Genomic DNA, 26,266 nt, shown 5'->3' on the forward strand with positions numbered 1-26,266 from the left:
AGTATTATAGTATGATAAAAGAAGGACAAATTGGGGTAACAACCGGAAATATTTTCCCCATCATCAAGAAATTTCTTTACAGTGACCACGAAATTTTTCTTCGTGAAGTTATCTCCAACGCAGTGGATGCTACGCAAAAGCTGAAAACATTGTCGGATGTAGGAGAATTCAAAGGTGACCCGGGCGATTTATCCGTCAGGGTAGTTATCGATAAGGATACCAAAACGCTGACCATCTCCGATCGCGGGATCGGAATGACGGCTGACGAAGTGGACAAGTACATCAACCAGATAGCGCTTTCCTCGGCCAACGATTTCCTCGATCAGTACAAGGACAATGCCAATGCCATTATCGGGCATTTCGGGCTGGGTTTTTATTCCTCGTTCATGGTGTCTAAGAAGGTGGAGATCGTCACCAAATCCTACAAGGAGGAACCTGCGGTGAAATGGTCGTGCGAAGGCGATCCGGCCTACAAGATGGAGGAGGCGGACAAAACCGGCCGCGGCACGGACATTATACTCTACATTGACGAAGAGAACGAGGCGTTCCTGGAAAAGAGCAAGATTGAATCGTTGCTGGACAAGTACTGTAAGTTTTTACCGGTTCCTATCGTTTTTGGGAAGAAACAGGAGTGGAAAGACGGAAAGTACGTGGATACCGAAGAAGATAACGTTATCAACGATGTGAATCCGCTCTGGAAACAAAAACCTGTTGGTTTAAAAGACGAGGATTACCGCGATTTTTACCGCAAGCTCTATCCGATGAGCATGGACGAACCGCTCTTCTGGATCCACCTGAACGTGGATTATCCGTTTAACCTCACGGGAATCCTTTATTTCCCGAAGGTCAAAAGCAACATAGAGTTGCAACGGAACAAGATACAGCTATACAGCAACCAGGTTTTCGTGACCGATTCGGTGGAAGGGATTGTCCCCGAGTTTCTGACGTTGCTTCACGGTGTCCTCGACTCGCCCGATATCCCGCTCAACGTGTCGCGCTCATACCTGCAAAGCGATAACAACGTGAAGAAGATCTCGAACCACATCACCAAGAAGGTGGCCGACAAGCTGGAGGAGATTTTCAAAAAGGAACGTACGCAGCTCGAAGAGAAATGGGATAGCCTGAAAATTTTCGTTGAATACGGAATGCTTACCGAAGAGCGTTTTTACGACAGGGCTTCCAAGTTTGCACTGCTCAAGAACACCGACAACAAGTACTTCACGCTGGACGAGTACAAGGCCCTGATCGAAAGCAGCCAGACCGACAAGAACAGCACCCTGGTGTACCTGTATGCCAACAACAAGGAAGACCAGTACACCTTTATCGATGCCGCCAAAGGGAAAGGGTACGACGTGCTGATGATGGACGGGCAGCTGGATGTGCATTGGCTGGGACTTCTCGAACAGAAGCTGGAGAAAACCCGTTTCGTACGCGTTGACAGCGACACGGTGGAGCACATCATCGAGAAAGACGAAAAAACCTCCGTGGAATTGTCCGACAAGGAGAAGGAGAACCTGACGGAAGCCATCCAATCACTGCTTCCCAACATCGACAAGACAGAGTTCAACGTCGACTTCAAATCGCTGGGCGAAACCACACGGCCGGTTCAGATCACCCAAAACGAATTTTCACGAAGGATGAAGGAGATGTCGGCCATGCAGCCGGGGATGGCTTTCTACGGAGAGATGCCCGACATGTTCCAGGTAATTGTAAACATGGACCATCCGATTGCCAAACAACTTCTCGGTGAGGTCAAAGATAAATCGAAGGAAGAGACAACGGCATTTGCGTCGGAAAACGCCAGACTGAAACAGGTTATCGACCTGGCGCTGCTCTCCAACGGGATGCTCAGGGGGGAAGCCTTGAGCAACTTCATCAAAAGAAGCGTGGAGCTTCTGTAATCACGAAAACAACGCAGGGGGGAAAGGATTATTATCTTTTTCCCCTCTTATTGTTGTTTTTATTCATCTTCCTGACCTGTTTTTCGAACCGCTTATCTGCCTTTCCGCCTTTGAATTTCACCACACCCGTATCAAAAATATATCCCCCTCTTCCGGCAACCCGTGGATTTTTGGTTTTACCGTAGTCCCCAAATATACCGCCCCAATCGCGGTGCGATTTACCCAGGGTGTTCTTCATCCTGTGGAACGCGGCCGACCCGGGTTTGATGCCGTATCGTTTGGCCATCACTCCCCAGCCTTGTCCGTTGGAAACCCCTTCGCGGTAAATGCCAAAAACATCGGGCATCGGGATACCGAAGATCCCGCTCAATTCAAGGCCCAAAGCCACATTCCCCCAATTGTTCCCAAAATCGCTGTAATACAGGTTCAGCGTGGACTCCGGAACACCGTAGTAATTGTTGTACAGGCCGGCGATTTCGGTGTTGCCGTAACGCCTTGTGTATTCGTTCATGTGGGTAACGAAAACATCGAAGTTCTGCGCAAACAGTGTTAGGGAGGCTACGGTTAATGCTAAGGTAAAGAAAAACTTTTTCATAATCATGTTTGGTTTTAGTTATAGGTTAAAGACAATTGAAACCGAATAAAGTTTAAACAGCACACAAAAAACTACATCCGGATTTTTTAGGCAAAAAAATGCCCGTAAAAGAAAACCGTCTTATCTTTGCAACGAGAAAATGGCATCCTTATGATTTTTAAACCTTACGAAGTGACTTACTCGCCGTTCCGGAGCTTTACACGCCAGGAATGGAGCATGCTTGAAGACCACCCCGAGTTCCCGATTGCGGGTATCGACCTGACACAGTTGCAGGCACTGAACGAACCGCTTACCGTGGAGGAAGTGGAAGAGATCTATATCCCGCTTATCCGGTTGCTGCAAATCCACATCACGCATTACCGGAACCTGCACCACGAACGGGAAGAGTTTTTCAGGAATTCGAGCCAGACCATTCCCTACATCATCGGCATAGCGGGAAGCGTGGCCGTGGGCAAAAGCACCACCGCCCGGGTGCTACAGAAACTCCTGTCGATACTCCCCGAAAAACCGAAAGTAGAGTTGATCACCACCGACGGGTTCCTATACCCGAACGCGGAACTTGAGAAGCGGGGGATTTTAAACAAAAAGGGATTTCCCGAAAGTTACGATGCTAAAAACCTCCTTGCTTTTCTGGCCGGGGTGAAGTCGGGAAGGGAAACGCTGGAGGCTCCCGTCTATTCGCACCTGTATTACGATATTATTCCCAACGAGATTCAGCAGATCGGTAAGCCTGATATCCTGATCGTGGAAGGCATCAACGTCTTGCAGGTATCTCTCAATAAGAAACCCCGAAGGCGGCTGTTCGTCTCCGATTTTTTTGATTTCTCCATTTATGTGGATGCGGCTGAAAAAGATATCCGGCAATGGTACCTCGAACGGTTCAAGACACTACAAAAAACAGCATTTACCAATCCCGAATCCTATTTTCATCAATATGCCTCGTACCGGGAAGAAGAGTTGATGAAGTTTGCCAACGAAGTGTGGGAGGAGATAAACCTGCCCAACCTGGAGCAAAACATTCTCCCCACCCGTTTCCGTGCCGACCTGATATTGGAAAAGAGCGAGCACCACTTCGTGAGGGGAGTAAGGATTAGGAAGATATAAGGCCGGCGGGGCGGGGAATCAGTTAATCCGGCTGCTTATTTTTTCGGCAATCTCCGCAAACTCTTCTTTCGAAAGCCGGATCCGCGGATTGGCCAGGCTCATGTCTCCCTCCTTCTGAATGGGGATCAGGTGTATGTGCGCATGCGGGACCTCCAGCCCGATAACCATCATCCCCACGCGGCTGCAAGGGATCACCGCCTGGATAGCTGCAGCCACTTTTTTGGCAAAAAGGGCCATCCCAGCCAACAGGCTGTCGTCCAGGTCAAAAATATAATCGATCTCCTGTTTCGGCACCACCAATGCATGCCCCTTCGCCATGGGATTGATATCCAGAAAAGCGAAAAAACGGTCGTCCTCGGCTATCTTGTATGAGGGAATCTCTCCCGCTATGATCCTGCTGAAAATAGTTGCCATATGATTAAATCGAAATATCCAACACTTCAAAACTCAGCGTACCCGACGGCACCTGGATATCTACCTTATCTCCTACCTTTTTACCCAGCAGGCCTTGTGCAATGGGCGTATTCACAGCGATCTTGCCGCTTTTCAGGTCTGCTTCGCTTTCCGACACTAGCATATAGGTCATGTCTTTTTTCGTTTTCAGGTTCTTGATGGTCACCTTGTTCATGATCTGAATCTCATCGGTGCTGATAGCACTCTCATCAATAATACGGGCAGTGGCAATCAGCCCTTTCAGCTGTGCGATTTTTCCCTCCAGTAATCCCTGGGCTTCTTTGGCGGCATCGTATTCCGCATTTTCCGATAAATCGCCCTTGTCCCGTGCTTCAGCAATCTGACGCGAAATCTCCGGCCTTTGTACGGATTCCATATGCACAAGTTCCTCTTTCAGCTTTCGAAGACCTTCTTCGGTCATATAAGTAATTGCCATTTTTTTAACTCTCCTATTTTTTAAATGTTTGACACAGATATAGATTAAAGAAAAAGAATTCCGGCTGCTTTACAGACCGGAATCCCCTTTATTCAATCTTTTACGTTTACTGCAAAGATACTCCTTTCTCCGAAATTAAAAAAACTTTTTGCCAAATTTTACAATACTTTCCCCACTTCGCCGGGAAGGGTTGCGTAATTTTCAACACGTGCCACCACATCACCATCCCTGTTGATAACAAATGCCGTAGGTATATCGCGGACATTATACGTGGAGAGCAGGCGGGAATATACGTTTTGCGGATCACGAACGGTAATCCAGGGCAGGTTGCTCGCCGCGTTCTTCCAGAAATGCTCGTCTGAATCGAAAGAGATCTGATAGATCTCCAACCCTTTAGCCTTGTGCTGCGAATAGATTTTGTTCAACTCCATGTTGTGAGCAGGGGAGAAGTCCGATTTATACACGGTGAAGTCCAGTACAACCACTTTTCCCTTTTGCGAGGAGAGGGTTATTTTTTCCCCGTTAACTTCCGTCAGAACGATATCCGGCAGCGATAACCCGGAAACAACCGGAACATTCTCGAGCAGGGCAGCCTGTTGCTCCTGCTGTTTCCTTGTTTTCAGGGCATTCATCGTGAAGTCGTACAGGTGCTTCGATCGGGGGGTGCCGGGATAGTACCGGTCCCACGACGTGGCCACCGCTCCAAACATGGCGTAATCCTGCTTGTTGTAAGGATCAAATATCAGGTAGCCGTCCACCTTCTGAAAAACCGCATAGTATGCCGCCGCACCCGAAGGATTGCCCAGTATCAGTTTGGTGATTTCCGCCTTGTACGCTGTCAGGACGGAGTCGAGCTCGGCCAGGTAAGCCACGTCGTCAATAGCCTTGGCTGTATGTTTTTTTTCCGCTTCACTGATCCGGATGTTGACTTGACGGGTCTGGGAATCGATCTGCCTGATCTGCTCGTTCACGGGCGAGTTTTCGATGGACAACGTACTCGCCAGGTCTTTCGCATCGCCCCTGACCTGCAAAGTCTCTATCGAGTCGATGGCAAAAACAGCCACCTGGCTCCCTACCCTCAACTGGTAAAATTCGGGATTTACGGGGGCCTTTTCTTTAAATGCAAACTTCCCGTTCTCTTTCAGCTTAACCGAATCGAGCAGTTCAACACCACCCAGGCCACGGTGCTCCAGGTATAAGGTCTGATCGCCGGCAGCAGAGAGTTCTCCTTTTACCTCAAAGGTTTTCTCCGACTGACAGGACAGCAGGACAGCAGCTGTTAACAACACTGCGGGTAACAAAGAAACGTATTTTTTCATATCAAAAATTGCGTAAGAATTTCAGGGCGCAAACTTAACAATTTTTCGTCAATTTTGGAAGAATGTTCAATTTTATTGTTCTGCTGGGACATCCAGGTTGTCCGCCCCCGGAACTCAGGCCGGATTACAGAAAGTGTTGGATTTTGTTACAGAAAAAGAAAAAAAGCGCTACTTTTGTGGTTTTAAAATCCACAACACATGAATGAAATAGTAACCATCAAGGACAAGCAGTTTGAAAAATTCATCGAATTCGAGCAGATTCAAGCCGCTATCAATCGGATTGCAGAAAAAATGGACCGTGATCTACGCGATAAAAACCCTGTTTTTATTGCCGTACTCAACGGCGCTTTTATGTTTGCCGGAGAGCTGATGAAAGAAGTGAGCGTCCCCTGCGAGATAACTTTTGTACGATTGGCTTCCTATCAGGGAACAACCACCACCAATAAAGTACAGGAAGTGCTGGGTTTGAACGAAAGCATCGAGAACCGTACGGTTGTGATTGTGGAAGACATCGTGGATTCGGGAAATACGATGGTGGCGCTCAAAGAAGAACTCAACAAGCTCAACCCCAAAGAGATAAAGATTGCCACCCTGCTACTGAAGCCGGACGCGCTGAAACAGGAGATACAACTCGATTACGTAGCACTGGAAATCCCCAACGATTTTATCGTGGGCTATGGCCTGGACTACGACGGTTACGGCAGGAATTTGAAAGATATTTACAAGATTAGGCCCTGACAATACCGCATCAGTCGTCACAACCTGATTCAAAAATTTCCCGATAAAACGTTAAAATTGAAATATATTAATCGTTTGCCGTCTCCTTTTATATCAATTTAATGGTAACACCAAAAACGGGGAGGCATTTTGATAATTATTAGCTAAACAAAATTCCGATTTTGCTGTCTAATTTGTACATTTGAGGTGAATTCAAATACGCTAATTAAAACGATATTTGTAACGGGATTTGGTCAATCTAGCGAGAAAATGACATTTTTTTGAGAATTTTATCGGCGAAATACGACAGTATAAAAAAATTTGCCTATTTTTGCACCCGATGTCGTGGGTATATTCAGTCAGTAAAACACATAAAAAAGTAGAATCAAAATGAATGATGAAGTAAAAAAATCACCCAAAGCGAATATTGAAACGCTCAAGCTCACTTCTATCCTGATGGGGGTAGTGGTTGCTGTGTCGGTGCTGTTCTTCGCTTTTGAATGGTCTTCCCAAACCAAAAAGCTGGACGAGAGCATTATTGTTCAGGACGTTTTGGCAGAAGAAGAAATTGAAATCACTCGTCGCGATCCGACTCCGCCACCGCCACCACCGCCACCGGCACCGGAAACTCCGGAAATCATTCAGGTAGTGGAAGAAAAAGTGGAAACAAGAATCGAGATCAACACGGAGGATGATGCAAGTAAGAGGCAGATGGAAGCTTTTGTTCCGCCACCACCACCCAAACCTATAGTAGAAGAAGTAACCGAAGAAATTTTCGTTGTGGTAGAAGAACAACCGGAATTCCCGGGAGGAAATACAGCCATGATGAAGTTCTTAAGCGACAACATTAAATACCCGGTTATTGCCCAGGAAAACGGCATCCAGGGACGTGTCATCACCAATTTTGTGGTAGAGAGAGACGGCAGCATTAGTGACGTTCAGGTAGTTCGCGGAGTTGACCCATCGCTCGATAAAGAGGCTATCCGCGTTATCCAGTCGATGCCCAAATGGAAAGCCGGAAGGCAACGTGGCTCTGCAGTGCGCGTACGATTCACCCTTCCTGTGGTGTTCCGCCTGCAACAATAATCAACTACAGTAATTCTTGAAATATCGAAAGCTGCCTTTGTCCCAAAGGCAGCTTTTTGTTCTAAATTAAATTTCACCAACATGATTTTACACAGCGCCGACACCTTAAGCAAGAAAATTGAGGAAGCCATCCAAAATATCTCTTTCGATTTAAAACCAGCGAGCCTTTTCGAACCTATCAGCTATTCCCTCTCCGTTGGTGGAAAGAGGGTACGCCCATTGTTGGCCTTGCTAGCCACGGATATGTTTGGCAAGGAGGTGGACCAATCGTTGAAGCCGGCCATAGGGATAGAGATTTTTCACAACTTCACCCTGTTGCACGACGACCTGATGGACAATTCGGATATGCGGAGAGGCATGCCGGCGGTCCACAAGAAGTGGGACGCCAACACCGCCATTCTCTCGGGTGACGCCATGCTGATAGAATCGTATAAACACGTAAGTTCCGTACCACCCGCCATCCTGCCGGAGATCCTTGCCCTCTTTTCAAAAACGGCCATGGAGGTGTGTCAGGGGCAACAGCTGGATATGGATTTCGAGAAAAGAACAGATGTCACAGAGTCGGAGTACCTGGAGATGATCGTGCTAAAGACGGCGGTACTTCTAGCCTGTTCGCTCAAGATGGGAGCCCTGCTGGCCGGAGCCTCCCCGCGTGATGCGGAACTGCTCTACACCTTTGGCATAAACATCGGACTGGCTTTTCAACTGAAAGATGATTTGTTGGATGTTTACGGAGATGTTAAAACGTTTGGGAAAAATATCGGCGGAGACATTGTCAGCAATAAAAAAACCTACCTGCTGATAAAAGCGCTGAAAACATCCGGCGAAAGGCAACGCACGGAGTTACTAAAATGGATTACCGCAGAAAAATTCGACAAAAACGAAAAAATTGAATCCGTTAAAAATATTTACAATGATTTAAATTTAAAGTCGATTTCGGAAAATCTCATCGAAAAGTATTATCTTGCAGCGTTGGATTCTCTTTCGTTGGTGCATGTGGCTGACGAAAGGAAAAAAGAACTCATTTCCTTGTCGGAAAACCTGATGTACAGAGAAAAATAATTTCCGTAAATGCCCTATCGCAGATTACCCAATACAGACCTGTCTCGGATTAAAGCGTTGAAAACAGCTATCGAGAAAGCAGCCGGTACTGATTTTCAAGATGTCGCCATATCCATGAAAACACTGTCGAGGGCAAGAAGCGTGGTGGAAAAATTCGAACGTCTTTCCCTGAAATACCAGCAGACCCTGGATACCCAGGTAAAAGCGAACATTGCCTTTCAAAGCAAGGTGAAGAATGCGAGGATGTACCTCTCCCATTTCATTCAGGTCTTGTACATGAGCGTCATGCGCTCCGAGATAAAACCGGAACACCTGGAGCTTTACGGTTTGCAGGACACAAACTTTGTCGTTCCCGACCTGAGCTCAAACGAACAACTGCTGCAATGGGGCCAGAGAATCATTGCCGGAGAGAACAAGCGGGTGGCGCGGGGTGGTGTGCCGATATACAATCCGGGCATTGCCAAAGTGAGTGTCATGTATATTCTGTTTAAAGAGGGTTACCAAACCCAGCAAATCCATCAGAAAGCCACCGCAAGAACCCTGGATGAAGTTTCCGAGTTCAGAAGTGAGGTGGACGGTGTTATTTTTGATATCTGGGAAGAGGTGGAGAGATTTAATGCTGAACTTCCGGGAAACGAGCGGCTGGATAAAAACAGGGAATACGGTCTGATCTATTATTACCGCAAAGGAGAAACCATTGGATGAGAATCGTTGATACGCACGCCCACCTGTATCTGGAAGATTTTGAAAAAGACCTGGACGATGTAGTTGCCAGAGCCAGGTCGATAGGAGTAGAGAAAGTGCTGCTTCCCAACATAGACGAAACAACCGTTTCTGATTTAAAGCAAACCGTCGATAAATACCCGTCGTTTTTTATACCGATGATGGGGTTGCATCCTACAAACGTGCGGGAGGACTGGGAACAACAGCTGGAAATCATTTACGACGAGCTAAACCGAACGGGGTATATAGCCATCGGTGAGATAGGTATCGACTTGTATTGGGATAAAAGCTCAAAAGAAAGACAGGTAGCCGCTTTTGAAAGGCAGCTCGCCTGGAGCATTGAAAAAAAACTGCCGGTAGCCATTCATTCAAGAGAGGCTATCCCCGAAGTGATAGAATCGATAAAAAAAACCGGTGAAAAAGACCTTTTCGGAGTCTTCCACAGTTTTGGGGGAAGCATAGGCGAGTTGAAAGAGATCCTGGAACTTGGGAATTTTTACATCGGGATAAACGGAGTGGTCACCTTCAAAAGATCGGGATTGATGGAAACACTGGAAAATTGTGTGTTGGAGAATATCATCCTTGAAACCGACTCCCCCTATCTAGCACCGGTTCCGTACAGGGGCAAGCGTAACGAACCGGCGTATTTAAAGGAGATCGTAAAAAAGCTTTCAATAATTTATTGCAAAACGGAAGAGGAAATTACCGCAGTAACAACGGAAAATGCATATCGTTTATTTAATATAGCTTACTAAAAATAAGGAATAAAACATTTTTTCACGGAAAACCGTTTTTTTTGAAATAATTTGCACTTGAAATAGCAATTAATCGATAATTTCAGTAATTTTGCCGGATAAAAGAAGGGTAAGTAATTTTTTTTTTGTAATTTGCGCCCGTTTTCTGAAACTGTCTCCTAATGGAGAGATGCTCGAGTGGTTGAAGAGGCACGCCTGGAAAGCGTGTATACGCCAAAAGTGTATCGCGGGTTCGAATCCCGCTCTCTCCGCGTCAACAAGCTGACAAATAACATATAAGGCAACGAACTAAACGTTTAAATAAATCAAAAAAAATCAATTTAAAAAACAAAATTAAATTCATTAATCCAAACAAAAATTGAACACACAATGAAAAAGTTATTTGCAATTTTAGCAATCTTCGGCCTTATGTCTGTAGGATTGCCGACAATTCTTTCCGCTCAAGATGCTCCCGCTGCACCGGCAGTAGAAGAAACAGCTCCAGCAGCAATATCGGTTGCCGAAACTGATGGAGGTGGATTTCACCAAGCACTTAAAACCAAATTTATTGAAGGTGGTGCCGGATTTATGGCTTTGATCGCTATCTGTTTGATACTCGGTCTGGCTTTTGCTCTCGAAAGAATTATCTACCTGAGCTTGGCAGATGTTAATCCAAAGGCATTGTTGAACGGGGTTGGTGAAGCACTCGACAGAGGAGATATCGATGCAGCCAAGGATATTGCCCGCAATACCCGCGGCCCGATCGCATCAATTGCATACCAGGGATTACTTCGTCTGGACCAGGGACCCGACGCCGTAGAGCGCGCCATCGTCTCTTACGGAGGAGTACAAAGCGGTTTGCTCGAAAAAAACCTCTCCTGGATTACCCTGTTTATCGCTCTTGCTCCGTCTCTCGGATTCTTGGGAACAGTTATCGGTATGGTACAGGCTTTCGACGATATCCAACGTGCAGGTGATATGAGCCCGACAATTGTTGCCGGTGGTATGAAAGTGGCTTTGATCACAACAGTAGGAGGTCTTATCGTGGCCCTTATCCTTCAAATTTTTTACAACTACATCCTCTCCAAACTGGAAAATATTTTGAACAGAATGGAAGATGCCTCCATCACCCTTCTCGACCAGGTGGTAAAATACAACGTTAAATACAAAAAATTATAATTGATATGGCTGTAACTAAAATACGAAGAACCTCCAGTTTAGTGTTTCTTGTCGCGATTCTTGTAACGTTGGCAGTAATAGCACTATTCTTATTTGGAGGACAAGTAGCGCCTGAACAAAAACTTGTTGCCGATATGTCTCAGCCAGCATTTACTGATATAATGTTGTATTGGGCTTATATCTTATTGGCAGTAACGGTTGTTGTATTGATCCTTTTTGCTGTCTTTGGATTTTTCAATAGCTTGAAAACACACCCAAAAAGCGCTTTGGGTGGATTGTTGGTCCTTGTAGCAATGGTTGTAATTCTGGGAGTATCTTACGCCCTTGGAAGCGGAGAATTATTGAATATCCCGGGTTATGATGGCCCGGACAATAATCCGGCAACATTGAAAATGACAGACATGTGGATATTCAGCATGTACATCATGCTGGTGCTCAGCATTGCAGCAATGATCATATCCCCACTATTAGGTAAAAGAAAATAACAAAAGAAAAAATCTATGTCAAAGAAAAAAAGAAAAGTTCCAGCTCTGAATGCAAGTTCAATGGCGGACATTTCGTTTCTTTTGCTTACTTTCTTCCTGCTTGTTTCGAGTATGGACACCGACAGCGGGCTGGCAAGACGTTTGCCACCACCGCCACAAAACGAAGATCAGCAACAAACGGTTGATGTTCAACGGCGGAACCTGCTGGTCGTACTGGTAAACTCCAAAGACGAGACCATGGTTGCTTCTCAGGCAGAGACGGACTGGTATCAAAACGATGCTGAATTGCTCGGTCGTGGAGACAAGCCAAGCTTGAAAGATAAAGTAAAAGAGTTTGTATTGAATACGAGTAACAATCCTTTATTGCCGGAATTGGTGGAGGAAGACTTTGGTACGCCCATCGGGACTGTACCGGTGACCGCCGACCACGTTGTGTCGTTACAAAATGACGCTACCACCAGTTACAAAACCTATATCGCGGTTCAGAACGAACTGGTAAAAGCGTATAACGAGTTGCGGCAGGAAGGATCGAAGAAGTATTTCAACTCAGACTACGAAAATCTGACCGACGATCAAAAGGAACAGATAAATAAATTGTATCCGCAGAGAATTTCTGAGGCCGAACCTAAAAACTTTATGGGAGGAAATTAATATGGGAAAATTTAGTAAAAGCGGCGGGCGTGAGATGCCCGAATTGAACACAGCTTCAATGCCTGACCTGGTATTTGCCATCTTATTCTTCTTTATGGTTACAACCACCATGCGCTCTGAGGAGTTAATGGTAAGGTTGAAATTGCCTTCTGCCACTGAAATTCAGAAACTGGAGAAAAAATCGCTGGTAACCTACATCAATATCGGGCCTGCAATGGACCCAAGATTCGGTACGGGAACCCAGATGCAGTTGAACGACAAGTTTGCCGAAGTGGAAGACATCCAGGATTATATCGCCCAGGAAAAAGCGAGTATGAATGAGGCGGACCAGCAATTGATGACGGTATCCATCAAGGCGGACGAACAAACAAGGATGCGCTACATCAGCGATGTTAAACAGGCACTCCGTAAAGCATATGCTTTGAAGATCAGTTATTCGGCACGAAAAGCTGAAAACTAAGGAGCATGTTTCTACAATAGAAAAACCGGGTCACTATCGTGATCCGGTTTTTTTGATCCATTCCATCACATTGGCCGGTGGCCGCTCAGCCAGGAGTTCACGCTTCATAAAATCCATGTAGGGTGCAACGTGGTTAAAGAATGTATAGTAACCTTTACAAAGGTAATTTAATCCGGGAATCCCATACTTATCTCTCACAAATCTATTTTTGGGACATTCTCCGTAACAGGCAAAAAGAAAATCACACTCCCTGCATTGCCGGGGAAGTTTATCGAACTTGTCGTTACCAAAGGTGAGCTGCTCGTTGGAATACATCATTGAAGCGAGCGGCTTGGCGTAAATATTGCCCAAACGGTATTCCGGGAAAACAAAATGGTCGCACGAATAGACATCCCCGTTGAACTCCATCACCCCGGCATGTCCGCAAGTCTTGGCCATTGTACAAAGCCCGGGTTGCTCTCCCACCCAGTTAGCCAGCGTGGAGTCGAAAAGCTGAACAAAAACCTGCCCCACATCTTCTTTCACCCATTCGTCGAAAATAGCGCAGAGGAATCTGCCCCACTTCTCCGGAGAAACACTGAACGGCGCCAACTCCACCGCATCCTCCCTATCTTCTGCCGTGGCCAGCTTTAACGGAGAATTCTTTTTTCGTATTCGTTCGACGATAGGGGTAAACTGAATGAAGCGGCTGCCGGTAGTTTTGAAAAAACGATAAAACTCCAACGGGAAATCCGCGTTGTAATCGTTCACCACAGCCATACAGTTATATTCCACTCCGTGCTTATTAAGAAGCTCCATCCCGCGCATTACCTTATGAAACGACGGGCGGCCCATCTTATCCCTCCGGTACTCATCGTGAAACTCCTGCGGCCCATCAATGGAGATACCCACCAGGAAATTGTTCTCCTTGAAAAAGCGGCACCAGTCATCGGTAAGCAACGTTCCGTTGGTTTGAATGGAATTATCAATCTGCCGTCCTCCGGCATATTTTTTCTGCAGCTCAACTGCCTTCTTGTAGAAACTCAACGGGCGCATCAACGTTTCACCGCCGTGCCAGGTAAACAGCACCTGCGGCATGGTCTGCGACTCTATGTATTCTTTGATGAACTTTTCGAGCAGTTCTTCACTCATCACGTGGTTCTTCTTCTCTGCATACAGGTTTGCCTTCTCGAGGTAATAGCAATAATCACAATCGAGGTTACAACGCGACCCTACGGGTTTGAGCATCACATATAACGGTTTGGCAAAGGGAGCAAAAACAGACATATCAATTTTATTTATTGGACAAATATAAACAATTTGTAGGGTTTTGGAGTTTAGGCCTTGAATATAATTTAAAATAATGACAACATGAGAAAAGATAAAAATTTATTGCAGGCCGGATTGCTCCTCCTGCGAGTAGGTATTGGCGTTTCGATATTTTTCCACGGTTTACCCAAAATTACGGGAGGCCCGGAGACGTGGACGGCCATCGGCGGCACCATGTCGAACCTGGGCATAAACTTTGCTCCCACGTTCTGGGGATTTATGGCGGCCTTTGCCGAGACTATCGGGGGAATTTTGTTTGCCCTGGGACTGTTTTTCCGTCCGGCAGCCCTCTTGCTTATCGGAACCATGACTGTGGCGCTGGTTATGCACTTTTCACAGGGCGATGATTTTATGAAATACGGGCATGCACTCGACTTGCTGATTGTTTTTGCAGCGGCTTTGCTCACGGGCCCCGGAAAATATTCCTTCGATGCAAAATATATCCCTCGCATTGCTTAAGGCCCTCTGTCCCGTGTACCGAGCAGAATAAAAAAAGGGTAAGCTTACTATATCGCGCCGCTACAACCAAATACCCTTGCTTCGGTCAAGACCTGGGGGATTCAATGGGAGCTGGCCGTATAGGACTTACCCAACTGCAAAGATACGGTTTTTTTTTTAGTTACAAAACGGTTGATTTGATTTTCTGAAATAAAAGGCTTTTGTTATCTTTGCGGTTACTAAAAGAAAAAACAATGAACATTGTTGAACGATTTATTAAGTACGTAAAGATTGATACCCAGTCTGACGAAAATAGTTCGCAAACCCCCAGTACACAGAAACAATTTAACCTGGCTAAAGAGGTGGAACGCGAAATGCTTGAGATGGGCTTAACAGACGTTTCTCTCGACAACAACTGCTACCTGATGGGCACTTTGCCGTCCAATACCGATAAAACAGTGCCCACTATCGGATTCATCGCACACTTTGATACAAGTCCCGACATGAGCGGGGAAAACGTAAATCCGCGTATCGTCAAAAACTACGACGGAAAAGAGATCGTACTGAACGAAGCACAGCAGATTATCTCCTCGCCTGCCGACTTTCCCGAGTTGTTAAAATTTATCGGGGATGACCTGATCGTAACCGACGGGACAACCTTGCTCGGCGCAGACGACAAGGCAGGTATTGCCGAGATCATGACCGCTATGGAATACCTGATTGATCATCCCGAGATCAAGCACGGAAAGATACGTGTAGGATTCACGCCCGACGAAGAGATCGGCCGCGGAGCGGATAAATTCAACGTGGATAAATTTGGTGCAGAATGGGCCTATACGATGGATGGCAGCGAGATAGGCGAGCTGGAATATGAAAACTTCAACGCTGCATCGGCAAAAATATCGATCCAGGGAAGAAATGTTCATCCCGGATATGCCAAAAACAAAATGATAAACGCACTGCATGTGGCCAACGAACTCGTGCAGATGCTGCCCGTCAATGGCCGCCCCGAATACACGGAAAAATACGAAGGGTTCTTCCACTTGATCGCAATCAACGGAACGGTGGACGAAGCGGCGGTATCCTATATTATCCGCGATCACGACAGGCAGATTTTTGAAAATCGGAAGAAAGAGATGGAGCAGGCCGTAGCGTTCCTAAACGCCCGTTACAACAACCGATTGAAGCTGGAGATGCGCGACCAGTATTACAACATGCGTGAAAAAGTGGAGCCGGTAAAGTATGTGGTGGATTACGCTTTCAGGGCTATGGAAGAAGCAAACATAACGCCGATTGTAAAGCCTATCCGTGGAGGAACGGACGGAGCCAGACTCTCTTTTATGGGCCTGCCTTGCCCGAATATTTTTGCCGGAGGCATGAATTTTCACGGCCGTCACGAGTTTATACCTATCCGGGCGATGGAAAAAGCAACGGAGGTCATCGTGAAGATTGCCGGACTGGTAGCTAAAGAAGCATAAGTTTTAACACGCAATATGATATGAAAAAAACACCTTTTACAGACACACACATCGCACTGGGCGCAAAAATGCATGAATTTGCAGGGTACAACATGCCCATCGAGTATTCGGGAATTATCGATGAACACCTGACAGTCGTAAATGCCGCGGGCGTTTTCGACGTTTCACACATGGGAGAATTTTGGGTGAAAGGCCCCAAAGCGCTGGAATTTGTTCAAAAGGTAACCACCAACGACGCTTCGAAGCTGGAGGTGGGAAAGATACAATACACCTGTTTTCCGAACGAGCAGGGCGGCATAAAGGATGACTTCCTGCTTTACCACTTCGAACCCGAAAAATACATGATGGTGGTAAACGCTGCCAACATCGAAAAGGACTGGGAGTGGTGTCAAAAGCAAAACACGATGGGTGCAGTGATCGAAGATGCATCTGCCCACACTGCTTTGCTGGCCGTGCAAGGTCCGAAAGCCAAAGATACGCTGCAAAAAATTACCGATACGGACTTGTCATCCATCCCCTACTACACGTTTGCCAACGGAAAAGTCGGCGGAGTAGACCGGGTGATTATCTCCAACACCGGCTACACCGGTGCGGGCGGATTCGAACTCTATTTTTATCCGGAGGACGGATTAAAGATCTGGGAAGCACTGTTTGAAGCCGGAGCGGAATTCGGCATCAAACCCGTCGGACTGGGTGCACGCGACACCCTGCGCCTTGAGATGGGCTTCTGCCTTTACGGGAATGACCTCGACGAAACGACCACCCCCCTGGAAGCGGGGCTGGGCTGGATCACCAAGTTTACAGAAGGGAACTCCTTTATTGCAAGAGAGCTGCTCGAAAAGCAAAAAGCGGAAGGCGTTACGCGCAAATTGTGTGGATTTACGTTGTCGGACAAGGGAATACCGCGCCACGGTTACGAAATTGTGAACGCCGGGGATGAACCCATCGGAACCGTAACATCGGGAACCATATCCCCCGTATTGAAAGCGGGCATCGGGCTGGGTTACGTGAAACCCGAATATGCAAAAGCCGGAACTACAATTTACATCAAGGTACGCAACAAGAACCTGAAAGCCGAAGTCACTCAACTACCTTTCAGGAAATAGCACACTCTCATGAGTAAAACGAAGATCGCCACCAACCTGTTTTTCCTGCTGGGACTCATCATCCTGGGTTTCATGCTATATAAAACCGGGATAGGGGTTATCTGGAACAACATAAAACTGACCAATTGGTGGTTTGCGGCAATTATCGGTATCTGGGCGGTGGTCTATTTTTTAAATGCCATCGCCTTTCACACCATTATTCGCGACGGAAGTCCGGAAGCCCGGTCCGTCGGTTTCCTCCGCACACTGAAGCTGACCATCAGCGGGTACGCCATTAACCTCATCACGCCTTTCGGACTGATGGGCGGGGAGCCTTATAAAATCATCGAATTACAGCCGGCACTGGGTATTCAGAAAGCCACATCCACGGTACTCCTTTACATGATGATGCATTTTGTATCGCACTTTATTTTCTGGATGGTCTCCATACCCTTGCTGTTTATCATCGTGCCCAATGTGGCTGTTTCCGTCAGAATAATCCTTGCCATAGCCGGCATCGCATCGCTGCTACTGCTCTGGTGGTCGTTCACGGTCTACTCCAAAGGATTTGTGAGTAAGGCCCTGTCCATTGCCGGGAAACTGCCGTTCGCCGGAAAAAGAGTAAAGGTTTACAAAGAAAAACACCTGGAGAAGATCGAACAGATGGATTTCCTGATTGCCAACCTGTACAAAAACCGGAAAAAGGATTTTGTTACGTCGCTCTCGCTGGAACTCCTTTCCCGCTTTGTACTCTGCACGGAAATAATTTTCATGATGCATGCTATCCGGTTTCCCGTCACCTTCACGCAAAGCGTGATCGTTGAATCGATCCAGTCGATGGTGGGAAACCTCTTCTTTTTCATGCCGATGCAGCTAGGTGCCCGGGAAGGGGGATTCATCCTGGTTTTCGGCATCTTGTCGTTTCCCGCTGCACATGCGGTTTACGTGAGCTTATGCATCCGTATTCGCGAACTTTTCTGGACCCTGTTTGGATTGGGGTTAATCCAGGTGAGGAGAAGGTAGGTAGATCATCTTCTTCGTCATTCCTCCGTCGATCACGAAGTTCTGCCCGGTGATGAACCCGTTGGCCGAATCGAGCAGGAACATCACCATCTGTGCGATATCAAAAGCGTTCCCCACACGTCCTGCCGGGTGCTGTGCATGATCGGATTCCGACAATTCTACCTGCCGGGCTTTCGCTTTTTTCTTCACGGCCGAAACATCTATCCATCCCGGGCTGATGCTGTTTACCCGAACGTTGGGAGCCAGGCTCATGGCCAGGGCATGGGTGAGCGAATAGATTCCGCCTTTACTGGCGGAGTAGGACTCGGTATCCGGTTCGGACTGAAAGGCACGCGTAGAACACATGTTCACCATGCTTCCGCGCGATTCAATCAGGTGGGGAGAAGAGAACTTGGCGCAGAGGAACGTTCCTGTCAGGTTGGTGCCGATGGCACGGTTCCACTCCTCCAGCGTCAGTTCACTCATGGGCTTGAAGACCTCGTAAACCGCGTTGTTTACCAATCCGTAAATTCCTCCGAACTTTTTCAGGGATGCCCTTACCGAAGACCTCACGCTCACCTCACTGGATACGTCGGTAATAAAAAAAGCGGATCGTTTTTTATCGAATTGCGGTTTTATCTCCTCCATCGCTTCATTATCCATATCGAAAATGGAGACAGCGTACCCCACTTTAAGCAGTGACTGCGCGATGATGCGCCCGATGCCCTGAGCACCTCCGGTTACAATAACGTGTTTCATAGAGCCCTGGTTTTTTGTTGAGTTTCCAAAAGTAGTGATTTTTTACGAAATACGTAAATCCGTAATTTCTACTTATCTTTGTAACGCTAAAAATAAAGAAGCAATGAATCAAGAACACCTGCTGGGTATGACGCTTTCCGAAATCCAAAACATCATTTTGGAGCTCGGCCTGCCGAGATTTACCGCCAAACAAATTACCGACTGGGTTTATGTAAAACGCGTGAAGAGTATCGACGAAATGACCAATATTTCCGTACGGAACCGGGACATCCTGAAAAAGCGTTTCGACGTGGGCCGCGTTGAGCCTGTTGACGTAAAAACATCCGTTGACGGGACGCAGAAGATGCTGTTCCCCGTAAAAAACGGCAAGTTCATCGAATCGGTGAACATACCGGAGGAGGAACGCCTGACAATCTGTGTTTCATCGCAGGTGGGCTGCAAGATGGATTGCAGCTTCTGCATGACGGGGAAAATGGGGTTTCTGGGGAGCCTTTCGGTGAATGAGATATTGAATCAGGTTTATTCAGTCCCCAATGCTGAAGCACTCACCAACCTGGTCTTTATGGGCATGGGTGAACCGTTGAACAATTTCGACAACGTCATGAAGGCCATTGAGGTGCTCACTGCGGATTACGCACTGGCGTGGAGCCCCAAACGCATCACACTATCCACCATCGGGGTGATCCCCAACCTGAAAAGGTTTCTCGAAGAAAGCAGGTGCCACCTGGCGGTGAGCCTTCACAGCCCGCTCTCTGTACAGCGCGAAAAGCTGATGCCGATAGAGAAGACGTTTAAGGCAGCCGATATAATCGAGCTGCTCCGGGAGTACGACTGGAGCCATCAGCGCCGTTTATCGTTCGAATACATCATGTTTGACGGGGTGAACGACGCCCCGGTGTATGCCCGCGAGCTGAGTAAGTTTTTGTCGGGATTGGATTGCCGAGTCAACCTGATCCGCTTTCACAAAATTCCCGGCAGCGACCTCTCACCGTCCACGGAAGAGACGATGATCGCGTTCCGCGATTTCCTCACGGCCAAAGGGTTCACCTGTACGATTCGCGCATCGCGTGGCGAAGATATTTTTGCCGCCTGCGGCATGCTGTCAACGACAAAAGAACCAAGAACCGGGATACAAGACTTATAGGTGCCCGTCATGGGATATTCATCGTCTTAACAACTACATGTAAATAATAAATAATCCTAAATCAACACGATTTATTTCATTTACAATCGAATAATTGTAATTTTGTTGAAAATAAATTCTAAAGAAAACAGTATGAAACGAATTCATTTACTCTTGTTGCCGGTTTTGGCAGTACTCCTGCTCACATCGTGCGACGGCAGCGGATTTCTGTCGGCCTCTGCAATGTCGAGCGAGGTGTTGGTCATTATGGATGAAGACGAATGGGAAGGCGAAACAGGGCGTGCACTCTTCGACGTGCTGAACTCCCCCGCCAAGGGACTGCCCCAATTTGAGCCGAATTTCAGGATCATACAACTCACACCGGAAAACTTTACCAGTACATTCAAAGTTTCCCGGAACATCATTATGCCGGAAATATCATCCATTTACAGCGTTGCCAAACTTTCTTCCGAACTCGACAAGTACGCATCGGGACAGGTAATCATGACCGTCAGGGCTCCGGATACCGCAGCGTTTATCAATTTTCTAAAAGAGAACAAGGAAGGTATTGTCAACTATATCCTAAACAAGGAAATGGAGCGTACGGCCCAATGGCTTATCAAGGATTCCGGTACGCCGCAATCGCATATTAAACAGGTGTTTGGCTTTAACATTTACTATCCAAAAGGATTATCCAACATTACCGAACATCCTAATTTTTACTGGGCAACCAACAGTGCTGGCAGGGCCAGAAAAGACATCGTGATCTATCAGTTTCCCTATACGTCCGAGTCTGTTTTCGAAAAAGATTCCCTCATCGGTATCCGTAACCGGGTGCTGGGACAATACATTACTGGCTCTTTCGACTCGCACATGACCACCGCCACACAGGCTTATAATCCCGACTACCGGAAGATGGAGTACAACGGCATCTTCCGTGCCGAGCTGCGTGGATTGTGGGAAATGACCAGTGATATGATGGGAGGTCCATTCGTTTCGCATGCCTTTGTGAATGAAGAGACCAACATGGTAGTGGTGGTAGAGGTCTTTGTTTTCGCTCCGGAAGCCGACAAGCGCAACCTGATCCGCAGCATGGAAGGAGCACTTTATACCATAAGTTTTCCCAAAGCGAAGAAGTAGACGACTCATTGCAATAACAGCTAAATAAATTTGAACAATGTCAGAACAAATAAAAGTGGGTATCACTCACGGAGATATTAACGGGGTAGGATACGAAATATTGCTGAAGACCTTTGCCGATGAGCGCATGCAGGAACTTTTCATCCCGGTCATCTACGGCTCTTCCAAATCGGCCTCTTATCACCGTAAAGTACTCGATCACAGCCCCGTCAGCTTCCACATTATCAATCATGTTGATGAGTGCAGCCCGGGGAAGATCAACCTGCTCAACTGCGTTAAGGAAGAGGTGAGGATTGAGTTGGGAACGGCAACGGCCGAAGCGGGTGAGTCGGCCTTCATCGCTCTCGACAATGCGGCCAGGGACCTTGCCGCAAAAAAAATCGACGTGCTGGTCACTCTCCCCATCAATAAAGATACCATACAAAACGATAAATTCCATTTCCCCGGCCATACCGAATTTTTGCAGGACCGTTTTGCCGAAAACAATAAGGCGTTGATGATCCTGGCCAGTAATTCATTACGAATTGCGTTGGTCACCACCCATATTCCTCTGGCGGAAGTATCGGAAAAAATATCGAAAGATCTTATCACCGAAAAACTGTCCACACTCAACTTCTCCCTGAAGCGCGATTTCCGTATCGAAACACCACGCATTGCCGTACTCGGATTAAACCCTCATGCAGGGGAAAACGGACTGCTGGGACAAGAAGAACTCCGGATCATTGCTCCGGCCGTAAAAGAGGCGCAGGATGCAGGAATACTGTGTGCCGGGCCTTTCGCCGCAGACGGCTTCTTCGGAACCGGAAGGTACAGGGAATTTGATGCTGTGTTAGCCATGTATCACGATCAGGGGCTGGTTCCGTTTAAGACCATCGCCATGGATTCGGGGGTAAATTTTACTGCCGGCCTGCCTATCGTGCGGACATCTCCCGATCACGGAACGGCGTACGACATTGCAGGGCAAAACAAAGCATCGGAAGAATCTTTCCGGCAAGCGATTTATATGGCTATAGATATTTTTAACAACCGCCGCGATTACGATGAAGCGGGCGAAAACCCGTTGCGTAAAATGTTCTTCGACCGCGGAAAAGACGACGTAAGGTTAGACCTGACGGAAGAGGAAGAAGAAGCGTAATGCGAATCAGCAGTCCTGCTGCTGTGGTGAGTGTTTAAGACGAATACCTGCCCGGATATTCCGGATCAGTTCGTACCCCCATAAGCCCAGCGCCGTGAGCTCAATAAAACCGGAGATGCCGATAAACCGAAAAGCTTCGGGGTAAAAATCAGTCGTAATCTGCGAGACAATACGCCAGGTGTTGCCCACATTGAGCAGGATGAAAACCAGCCAAAGCGAGCTTGTCTTCCGAATGTCGATACCCGAAAAACCGGGCACGACCTTAGCGGAAACACCGACAATCATCATCATGATAAAGCCGACTGTCAATGCATGGCGGTAGGCACCGAAGTAAGCGTGCGAGAATGGATTCTCTCCTCCCGTCATGGGAAGATAGATGCCGAACATGTAATAGGGGCCAAACGCCAGCAACAGCGTAGCTACAATAAACCAGAGAAAGGCTGCCCGGATAAATTTCAGGCTGCGGTCGCTACTGCCTGCCTGCAGAGGCCTGAACAAGCGGAACTGGATGGGTGTACCGATGGCTGCCACCAGGAAAATGATGTAGGAGATACCGTTTGCGGCGTGCCACCAGTGCACACCGGTAGTCATGCCGGCCGTGAACGAGATGATGCCAAAAAGAACGGCCCCGTTCACGCCCCACAATAAAAATCTTCTCCAGCGCCTTGAAGGTGTACGAAATCCATAGGCATGCGGAAGGATATGCAGGGATACCCCCAGGATCATCACGACGGCGATTCCTAACGTTTGGATGTCGCGATAGGGGATGTTGAACGAGGAGACGTTGAAGAGAAATTCCTCCGGGGTTGTTGCCGCTTCAAACAGGTAGAATATTATCGGATTGATGATTGCAGCCGCGAGGAACCAACCAAGCGCCGCATAGACAAAGTCGTTGTAATATCCTTTGGTCGGTGCGCCACGGAGAGTATGAACCATGATCCACACAAAAATAGTCACTGCGATAAACTGTAGCAACCCGGCGAAAATCCCGAGCGGAAGGTAGGGCGGTTGGGGAGCCATTACGTGGGCCAACGCCTGCAGCAGGATCCCCGTAATCAGGAGCGGTAACGTCGAAAAGGCTAAACGGGGGTTCCGAAGCGTCACTCCCGCAAACCGGGGCATTGCCTGAAAGGAAAAACCCATAATAAAAAGCCCCACGAAGCCAAAGATCATTGCATGGCCGTGAGCCAGTACCCAGGAGTAGTCGATACTGTGAAAGCTTTCCCCAAGCCCGATCAGAAGCAGATTGACGGCTCCCCACATACAACCCAATGTGAATATCGTAACTAAGGCGCTGATGAAGAAATAACGGTATAATTGATTGTCGATCATTGTACTATACATTAATTTATTGTCCGGGATACAATTGAGATCTCCGGTTCAATGAACAGAAATCCCAACAGAGGCAGACAGCTGTGATTATATACGACAAATGTATAAGAATTTTTTATTCTTCGCGAATAAAAACCTTCCTATATTTTTACAGGCCTGTAGTTTTTAGTGAAAAAAAAACCGTACTTCCAGAAAATCAGTATCTTTGCAGGTGCGCCGATTCTTTGTAAGAAATGAAAAAAATTCTTTCCATATTACTGATAATCTGCGGTATTACTTTGACCCTGCCGGGACAGGAGCTGCAACGAAAAAAAGTGGGGGTGGTGCTCAGCGGGGGGGGCGCTAAGGGATTTGCGCACGTGGGAGTGCTCAAGGTGCTGGAGGAGGCCGGAATCCCCATCGATTATATTGCAGGCACGAGCATGGGAGCCGTTGTTGGCGGGCTCTATGCAGCGGGCTATTCCAGCGATCTGATCGATTCACTGATAAAGATTCAGGATTGGAGCTACCTGATGCGTGATGATATTTACCGGAAACACCAGCATGCCTCCCGAAGAGATCACCAGAAAAGATACATTATCTCCCTACCCTACCAGCTGAAATTCAGGGAGAAAAGAGGAAAGGTGACCCTACCTCCGGGAGTATACGCCGGGCAGAATATCTACACCCTTTTTCTGAAGCTGACTGCCGGATATCAGCACGATCTTGATTTTGATGATCTTCCCATCCCTTTCGGGTGTGTGGCAGCTGATGTCCGCAGTGGCAAGGAAGTCGTCCTGAGGGAGGGAAGCTTGCCAGAAGCGATACGGGCAAGCATGGCAATACCCGGCATGTTCACACCGGTTGAGAAAGACAGCATGTTGCTGATTGACGGAGGGGTGATCAATAATTTCCCGGTGGATCTGGTACGCAGCATGGGTGCCGACAGGGTAATCGGAGTTATCTTTCCTCCCGACGAAGAGGCCATAGAAAAGAGCCGGGGAAGCATTACCGAAGTGACGGAGCAGCTCTGGAACTTTATCGGCCAGGGAAAACGCAGGAGAAACATAGCGGACACCGACCTGCTGATCACTCCCGAGGTGCACTCGTTCGGAATGATGGATTTTCAACGTCCCGCCATCGATACCATTATCTCCCGGGGCAAGGAGGCAGCAGTCGCTAAGCGGGACGAGCTGATTGCCTTGAAACAATCGTTGGGCACAGAAGAGGCTGCTCCGGCCGTTACATCGGGTAAAAACCCCTACATCGGACTCGACACGCTGGTCATTAATTCCATACGGATCGAAGGTGTCTCACCACGGGAGACAAGTCAGATTGCCCGGTGGATCGACATCGACAAGAACAGCGTTACAAGGGAGGAGCTGGATGAGATGACGGCACGCATATACAGTAGCGGATGGTTCTCCAGGGTTTACTACCGGCTCGAGGGGGAACATCCGTTTGACCTTGTTTTCACTGTTGAAGTGAAAGAGTCAAACACCCTGAACCTGGGCATACATTTCGACAGCAACGATATGGCAGCAATACTTGCCAACACAACCATCCGGTTGAACACTTCACTCAATTCACTGTTTGATATCACTGCCAGGTTGAGCCGCGATCCCTACCTGATGATCGATTACTCCATCAACAAAGGGATTTTCTACAAGGGGGGGATCAGTTACAAGATCAGCAGCAATGATCTGAGCATTTACGAAAGGGGTAGCTTATCGTACAACCTGGGCGTTACACGGAACGCACTGAACCTGGTCTTTTCCGAATTCTATTTTGGCAACATCATGCTGCAGCTAAAGGCAGCAATGGAACATTTTCACTTTTATAAAGCGTTGCGAAGCGAGTTCGACCCCCGCCATACAGAGCCAAACGATCAGCTGTATATCAACTACCTGATAAACGGAGTGTACGACAACCTCAACCGCATCGACTTCCCCACATCGGGGCAATATTTCTCTTTTCAGTACTCACTGCATACCGACAATTTCGTTCAACTGAAAAACGAAATCCCGTTAAGCGTCCTGAAAATGAATTTCTACAAACCGTTACCGTTAACGCAAAAAATCTGCATCACTCCCCGCATCAACGCCAGGTATGTTATGAACGACAGTGTACCGCACATGTACCGCAACTTAGCGGGAGGCAGGTTCGACGGACATTACCTGCCTCAGCAGATATCCGTGCAGGGCTCTGCCGGCATGGAGTTTTTAAACAACATGGTGCTGTCGACGGATGTGACATTGTATTATAATTTCACCCCGAAAAATTACCTCTACGCCAACATCAATTTCACCGCAGACAGCCATCACCTGCATCACCTGCTTGAAGGAAAATCTTACCTGGGGGCAAACTTAGGCTATTCCTACCTTTCGGTAGCCGGACCATTGCGGGTTGAACTGGGGTATTCCAGCCTCTCCAGGAGGTTTCACCCTTATCTTAGTTTCGGACATTACTTCTGACCGCGTAGTTGAAAGGCCCGCACATTGTGTTAATAAACCGAAAAGTTGTGTTAAACAATTAAAAACCTGTTGTGTTTTTTAATTTCAACACTATCTTTGTAAGTGATC

General features: G+C 47.4%; 26 protein-coding genes and 1 tRNA gene. 20 read left to right on the forward strand and 7 right to left on the reverse strand.

All coding sequences use genetic code 11. From position 1 onward, the window contains the following. Positions 1-11 precede the first annotated feature (11 nt). Positions 12-1,901 (forward strand): molecular chaperone HtpG, encoded by a 1,890-nt coding sequence (gene htpG / locus AACM02_RS00645; RefSeq protein WP_339115763.1) that lies wholly within the window; start codon positions 12-14, stop codon positions 1,899-1,901. A gap of 31 nt (positions 1,902-1,932) precedes the next feature. Here the strand turns inward: htpG and AACM02_RS00650 are convergent, their stop codons facing one another. Beyond that, the gene (locus AACM02_RS00650) at positions 1,933-2,496 is read right to left on the reverse strand and encodes a hypothetical protein (protein WP_339115764.1); all 564 of its coding nucleotides are present in this window, start codon (positions 2,494-2,496) and stop codon (positions 1,933-1,935) included. A 150-nt stretch (positions 2,497-2,646) separates the two neighbouring features. Here AACM02_RS00650 and coaA point away from each other — a divergent pair, with 150 nt between their 5' ends. Continuing rightward, positions 2,647-3,600, forward strand: a complete 954-nt coding sequence (coaA, locus tag AACM02_RS00655) for a type I pantothenate kinase (RefSeq protein WP_332456852.1) — start codon at positions 2,647-2,649, stop codon at positions 3,598-3,600. Positions 3,601-3,618: 18 nt separating this feature from the next. Here coaA and AACM02_RS00660 read toward each other — a convergent pair whose 3' ends face one another. The 3 genes from AACM02_RS00660 to AACM02_RS00670 form a co-directional block, all read right to left on the reverse strand. Further along, on the reverse strand, positions 3,619-4,014 hold the full coding sequence (locus AACM02_RS00660; RefSeq protein WP_339115765.1) for an HIT family protein: 396 nt from the start codon (positions 4,012-4,014) through the stop codon (positions 3,619-3,621). A gap of 4 nt (positions 4,015-4,018) precedes the next feature. Then, the gene (gene greA / locus AACM02_RS00665) at positions 4,019-4,489 is read right to left on the reverse strand and encodes a transcription elongation factor GreA (protein ID WP_332456850.1); all 471 of its coding nucleotides are present in this window, start codon (positions 4,487-4,489) and stop codon (positions 4,019-4,021) included. Between the two features lie 158 nt (positions 4,490-4,647). Next, positions 4,648-5,808 carry a thioredoxin-like domain-containing protein gene (locus tag AACM02_RS00670; RefSeq protein WP_339115766.1) on the reverse strand — a complete coding sequence of 387 codons (1,161 nt, stop codon included), beginning with the start codon at positions 5,806-5,808 and terminating at the stop codon, positions 4,648-4,650. A gap of 198 nt (positions 5,809-6,006) precedes the next feature. Here AACM02_RS00670 and hpt point away from each other — a divergent pair, with 198 nt between their 5' ends. The 10 genes from hpt (at position 6,007) to AACM02_RS00720 (ending at position 12,905) form a co-directional block, all read left to right on the forward strand. Continuing rightward, a complete protein-coding gene (gene hpt / locus AACM02_RS00675; protein ID WP_214063766.1) occupies positions 6,007-6,546 on the forward strand; it encodes a hypoxanthine phosphoribosyltransferase in 540 nt (179 codons plus the stop codon). Between the two features lie 369 nt (positions 6,547-6,915). Beyond that, a complete protein-coding gene (locus tag AACM02_RS00680) occupies positions 6,916-7,611 on the forward strand; it encodes an energy transducer TonB (protein WP_339115767.1) in 696 nt (231 codons plus the stop codon). 81 nt (positions 7,612-7,692) lie between these two features. Beyond that, positions 7,693-8,673 carry a polyprenyl synthetase family protein gene (locus AACM02_RS00685; protein ID WP_339115768.1) on the forward strand — a complete coding sequence of 327 codons (981 nt, stop codon included), beginning with the start codon at positions 7,693-7,695 and terminating at the stop codon, positions 8,671-8,673. A 9-nt stretch (positions 8,674-8,682) separates the two neighbouring features. Then, positions 8,683-9,378, forward strand: coding sequence for a hypothetical protein (locus AACM02_RS00690; protein ID WP_332456847.1), 696 nt, complete (start codon positions 8,683-8,685; stop codon positions 9,376-9,378). Beyond that, entirely contained in the window at positions 9,375-10,151 is a 777-nt protein-coding gene (locus AACM02_RS00695) for a TatD family hydrolase (RefSeq protein ID WP_332456846.1), read from the forward strand. Before AACM02_RS00690 ends, AACM02_RS00695 begins: the two co-directional genes overlap by 4 nt. A gap of 163 nt (positions 10,152-10,314) precedes the next feature. Next, a tRNA-Ser gene (locus tag AACM02_RS00700) sits at positions 10,315-10,402 on the forward strand. A gap of 118 nt (positions 10,403-10,520) precedes the next feature. After that, positions 10,521-11,309 carry a MotA/TolQ/ExbB proton channel family protein gene (locus AACM02_RS00705; RefSeq protein ID WP_214061974.1) on the forward strand — a complete coding sequence of 263 codons (789 nt, stop codon included), beginning with the start codon at positions 10,521-10,523 and terminating at the stop codon, positions 11,307-11,309. Between the two features lie 5 nt (positions 11,310-11,314). Continuing rightward, entirely contained in the window at positions 11,315-11,794 is a 480-nt protein-coding gene (locus tag AACM02_RS00710; protein ID WP_339115769.1) for a hypothetical protein, read from the forward strand. A 15-nt stretch (positions 11,795-11,809) separates the two neighbouring features. After that, entirely contained in the window at positions 11,810-12,445 is a 636-nt protein-coding gene (locus AACM02_RS00715; protein WP_214061976.1) for a biopolymer transporter ExbD, read from the forward strand. A 1-nt stretch (position 12,446) separates the two neighbouring features. After that, positions 12,447-12,905, forward strand: a complete 459-nt coding sequence (locus tag AACM02_RS00720) for a biopolymer transporter ExbD (protein ID WP_214061977.1) — start codon at positions 12,447-12,449, stop codon at positions 12,903-12,905. A 33-nt stretch (positions 12,906-12,938) separates the two neighbouring features. Here AACM02_RS00720 and AACM02_RS00725 read toward each other — a convergent pair whose 3' ends face one another. Then, positions 12,939-14,171, reverse strand: coding sequence for an anaerobic sulfatase-maturation protein (locus AACM02_RS00725; protein WP_339115770.1), 1,233 nt, complete (start codon positions 14,169-14,171; stop codon positions 12,939-12,941). An 84-nt stretch (positions 14,172-14,255) separates the two neighbouring features. On the opposite strand from AACM02_RS00725, the gene AACM02_RS00730 reads away from it, so the two are divergent. From AACM02_RS00730 to AACM02_RS00745, 4 genes are all read left to right on the forward strand, one after another. Further along, the gene (locus AACM02_RS00730; RefSeq protein ID WP_321717922.1) at positions 14,256-14,672 is read left to right on the forward strand and encodes a DoxX family membrane protein; all 417 of its coding nucleotides are present in this window, start codon (positions 14,256-14,258) and stop codon (positions 14,670-14,672) included. Between the two features lie 233 nt (positions 14,673-14,905). After that, the gene (gene pepT / locus AACM02_RS00735; protein ID WP_339115771.1) at positions 14,906-16,129 is read left to right on the forward strand and encodes a peptidase T; all 1,224 of its coding nucleotides are present in this window, start codon (positions 14,906-14,908) and stop codon (positions 16,127-16,129) included. A gap of 20 nt (positions 16,130-16,149) precedes the next feature. Further along, complete coding sequence (gene gcvT, locus AACM02_RS00740; protein WP_339115772.1) at positions 16,150-17,235, forward strand: glycine cleavage system aminomethyltransferase GcvT; 1,086 nt, start codon at positions 16,150-16,152, stop codon at positions 17,233-17,235. A gap of 9 nt (positions 17,236-17,244) precedes the next feature. Next, the gene (locus tag AACM02_RS00745; protein ID WP_332456841.1) at positions 17,245-18,237 is read left to right on the forward strand and encodes a lysylphosphatidylglycerol synthase transmembrane domain-containing protein; all 993 of its coding nucleotides are present in this window, start codon (positions 17,245-17,247) and stop codon (positions 18,235-18,237) included. Here AACM02_RS00745 and AACM02_RS00750 read toward each other — a convergent pair. Further along, entirely contained in the window at positions 18,214-18,975 is a 762-nt protein-coding gene (locus tag AACM02_RS00750; RefSeq protein ID WP_339115773.1) for an SDR family oxidoreductase, read from the reverse strand. The two genes, AACM02_RS00745 and AACM02_RS00750, sit on opposite strands and share 24 nt — an antisense overlap. 103 nt (positions 18,976-19,078) lie before the next feature. Here AACM02_RS00750 and rlmN point away from each other — a divergent pair, with 103 nt between their 5' ends. The 3 genes from rlmN (at position 19,079) to pdxA (ending at position 22,373) form a co-directional block, all read left to right on the forward strand. After that, positions 19,079-20,119 carry a 23S rRNA (adenine(2503)-C(2))-methyltransferase RlmN gene (rlmN, locus tag AACM02_RS00755; RefSeq protein ID WP_339115774.1) on the forward strand — a complete coding sequence of 347 codons (1,041 nt, stop codon included), beginning with the start codon at positions 19,079-19,081 and terminating at the stop codon, positions 20,117-20,119. Between the two features lie 132 nt (positions 20,120-20,251). Continuing rightward, a complete protein-coding gene (locus tag AACM02_RS00760; RefSeq protein ID WP_332456838.1) occupies positions 20,252-21,238 on the forward strand; it encodes a DUF4837 family protein in 987 nt (328 codons plus the stop codon). A 37-nt stretch (positions 21,239-21,275) separates the two neighbouring features. Then, the gene (pdxA, locus tag AACM02_RS00765) at positions 21,276-22,373 is read left to right on the forward strand and encodes a 4-hydroxythreonine-4-phosphate dehydrogenase PdxA (RefSeq protein ID WP_339115775.1); all 1,098 of its coding nucleotides are present in this window, start codon (positions 21,276-21,278) and stop codon (positions 22,371-22,373) included. A gap of 6 nt (positions 22,374-22,379) precedes the next feature. On the opposite strand, the gene AACM02_RS00770 is transcribed toward pdxA, so the two are convergent. Further along, positions 22,380-23,717, reverse strand: coding sequence for an NnrS family protein (locus AACM02_RS00770; protein WP_339115776.1), 1,338 nt, complete (start codon positions 23,715-23,717; stop codon positions 22,380-22,382). A gap of 221 nt (positions 23,718-23,938) precedes the next feature. Between AACM02_RS00770 and AACM02_RS00775 the strand changes: the two genes are divergently transcribed. Then, a complete protein-coding gene (locus AACM02_RS00775) occupies positions 23,939-26,158 on the forward strand; it encodes a patatin-like phospholipase family protein (RefSeq protein WP_339115777.1) in 2,220 nt (739 codons plus the stop codon). Positions 26,159-26,266 lie beyond the last annotated feature (108 nt).

The organism is Petrimonas sp. (assembly GCF_963921705.1).
GTDB classification, from domain to species: domain Bacteria; phylum Bacteroidota; class Bacteroidia; order Bacteroidales; family Dysgonomonadaceae; genus Petrimonas; species Petrimonas sulfuriphila.